This is a genomic window from Siphonobacter curvatus, from assembly GCF_002943425.1.
GTDB classification, from domain to species: Bacteria; Bacteroidota; Bacteroidia; order Cytophagales; family Spirosomataceae; genus Siphonobacter; species Siphonobacter curvatus.
Genome location: NZ_PTRA01000015.1, coordinates 1 through 3,058, shown reverse-complemented (window position 1 = coordinate 3,058; position 3,058 = coordinate 1). Strand labels below are relative to the sequence as shown.

Annotated in this window: 2 protein-coding genes; both read right to left on the bottom strand. The window is 50.9% G+C overall.

The genetic code is table 11. The features are described from left to right. Positions 1 to 24: 24 nt before the first annotated feature. A complete protein-coding gene (locus tag C5O19_RS25775; protein WP_104716248.1) occupies positions 25 to 2,337 on the bottom strand; it encodes a GumC family protein in 2,313 nt (770 codons plus the stop codon). A 48-nt stretch (positions 2,338 to 2,385) separates the two neighbouring features. Next, a partial coding sequence (locus C5O19_RS25770; RefSeq protein ID WP_317046545.1) for a polysaccharide biosynthesis/export family protein occupies positions 2,386 to 3,058 on the bottom strand: 673 nt, incomplete at its 5' end.

The window sequence follows — 3,058 nt, the reverse complement described above, 5'->3', positions numbered from 1 at the left end:
GCTACTAGTACCAACCTTTCCTACTTAATCATTTAGTTTCTTTTTATCATCCCCGTAGTAGCCGTAGCTGTAACTGTAGTAATACGCTTCACCCTCGCCCACTCCGTTCAAGATGATGTTAAGCTTCTGGAAGCGCTGCTCTTTGTAGAGCGTATCAATCATCTTTAAATAATGCTTCGGCGTCACATCGTGCCGCACCATGTACATCGTTGAGTCCGTGAACGGTGCAATCAACTGCGCATCCGTCACCAGCCCAATCGGCGGGGAATCTACCAGCACGTACGTAAACTTATCCCGTAGCTCAGCAAACATCTGCTCCATGCGCGGATTGCTCAACAGCTCCGATGGGTTCGGTGGAATCGGTCCACTCGGCATAATGAAGTAGTTCTCATAGCCCGGAATCGGATGTAAACACTCCTCCAGACTCGCTTCGCCAATCAAGTAGTTACTAATCCCCACCGTGTTAGCCATCCCCAGAGCTTCCCGCAGTTTGGGCTTGCGAAGGTCCATCTCCAAAATCACCGTTGGACGATCCACCAGCGCTAGACTTGCTCCCAAATTCAGCGAGACAAAGGACTTGCCTTCCCCACTAATACTCGAAGTAAACAAGAGCACCTGACTCTCACTGGCTGATTTTAAAAACTGCAGGTTGGTTCGGATCGTACGGATCTGCTCGGAGATGACTGAGCGGTTCTGCGGCGACATAATCAAGCGGTCGGCATCTTTGCTTTTGACCACCTCGCCCAAAATCGGTACGTTGGTCATCTCTTCTACATCCGTTCTCCGCATCACCCGGTTGTTCATGGCGTCTTTTACCGTCATCGCTCCTACCGGGATCACTAGACCAATCAGGCCAAACAAGGCAAAAATCATTTTGCCTACGGGCTTTACCGGCTCATTCGAGCTGCGGGCCATATCCACCGTGCGGCTATCGGCAATCGTTGAAGCAAACGAGACCGCCGTTTCTTCCCGCTTTTGAAGTAAAAACGTATACAAATCATTCTTGATCGCCTGCTGACGCGAGATATCAATCAGCGAGCGCTCTTTCTGCGGGATACCCCGGATCACGCCTTCCATCTTGCGGTTGGTAGCCAGCAGTTGATCTTTCGACGTCCGGAGCATCGTCTTCGAAGTCTCAACGTTCTCTTTGATGTTGGCTTTGACGGACTTAATCTGACTCTCCAGGGTTTGCAGCATCGGGTTTTGCTCGGAAGTCGTCCGGGCTAATTGCTCACGTTGCAACTCCAGCTCGGATACTTTGGTAATCAGACCCAGCAGCACCGGATCACTTAGGCCCAGTGTGGAAGGAGCACCCGTACGCTCACTCGAACGCGAGTTAATGTAACGCTCCACGTCCCGGATGGCACCTAATTGCAGATTCACTTGACTCAGCTGCGCATCATTAGTCTGCACCGTCTGCAAAAAGCTCTGCGCCTGCGCGCTCAGATCGGTGATCCCCTGCGAGGTCTTGTACTGAGCGACGTTCTTTTCTACGTTCTGCAGCTCGCCCGATACTAAGCCTAAACGCTCGTCCAAAAACTTCAAGGTGTTGGATGCCGTCTTGTTTTTGTCTTCCACGGCGGCTGTGTTGTACTCCTCGATCAACCGGTTCAAGATCGCTTCCCCTTTGGCGGGTACCGCATCTTCTAGCGTCAACTGGATCACCGTCGACTGCTTGCTCGTCGTCTCCGTCTTTAAATTCTTTAAGTAGCCTTCCACCGCCTTCGAGCGGGGAATCGCCTGTGCAATCAAGGGCTCTTCTTCTTTTAAAACCGGCTTGCTAGCAAAAAAACGCAAGCGGCCATAGGGCGTCTCCACGCTTTGGTTAATGGGATAAGTCCGACCATTTAAACGCACCTGATTGTTTTCTGGGAAGCTGATCTCCAATTGCTCTTTGTAAAGCTCGGGTTTGGCCTGCTCGATCATGAGCTTAATGGGTACGTTGCCGTACACTTCACGCTTGCCAAACTTCGATGGCTCAAAGTACTTGACCTCCAGATTCATATCGCCGACAATCTTGTTCATCAGCGTGTAAGACTTTAAGATCTCAATCTCGTTATCGACCAGCTTTTGCTGACCGAACATATCGAGTTGTTTCATCAGTTCGCCCGTGTCGACGCCCTTCTTTTCGTCCTTGATGAGCAAACTCGCCTGGACGCGGTAGATGGGCTGTTGGTAGAGCAAATACGCGTAGCCCGCCCCTAAGGCGACTACCACCGAGACTAAGAACCAGGGCCAGTTGCGCGCGTAACGCATTAGAATCGCCCGAATGTTGGTCGAATCAGTCTCGACGACCTGGTAGGGTACGTACGAAGAATACGGATTATTCGTTGCCATATAGTTAACTATAGAGTGGATTAGGGATACACTTTGAGTACTTAGCACCTAACGCACCAGTACGCTCACCAGCACCAGCACCGCTGAGACGGCACTAATCACAATGGGTACCACGCGGTAGGTGTTATCAGTCGAGGCTACCCGGGCTTGGTTGGGTTCCACGTAGACAATATCGTTGGGATGCAAATAGTAATAGGGCGAGCTAAAGAAATCTCGCCGATTCAAATTCAGCCGGGCAAAGGTCTTCTTACCGTTTTCTTCCCGGATCACCAACACGTTCTCTCGCTTGCCATAAATGGTCAAGTCATTAGCCATACTTAGTGCCTGAAGCAAAGTCACCTGCTCGTTGTTAATCAAAAACAGCGAAGGATGATTGACTTCCCCAAGTACGGAGATGCGAAAGTTCACATTCCGAACGTTGACGGCGGGCTCTTTTAAGTACGCTTTGAGTTTATCTTTAAGATACGCATTGACTTCTGAGCTGGTTTTACCCGCGACGGGCACTTTGCCCAGCATGGGAAAATCAATCGAGCCGTCTCTGTTAACGACGTAACCGGGCTGATAAGCCAGCGGGTTCGCTGATGCAGTCAGACCTTGCCCTTGAATCATAGCTTGGGACTCGGGCAGATTAAAGACGGCCGAAGCCTCGGGGTTTAAGCTACTGACGGTAATGGAGAGCACATCGCCGACCTGCACACGGGGTGTGTACTGCTGAGCAATG

Coding starts and splice junctions, on each gene's coding strand:
- C5O19_RS25775 (WP_104716248.1), bottom strand. CDS start 2,337: ATGGCAACGAATAATCCGTATTCTTCGTACGTACCCTACCAGGTCGTC.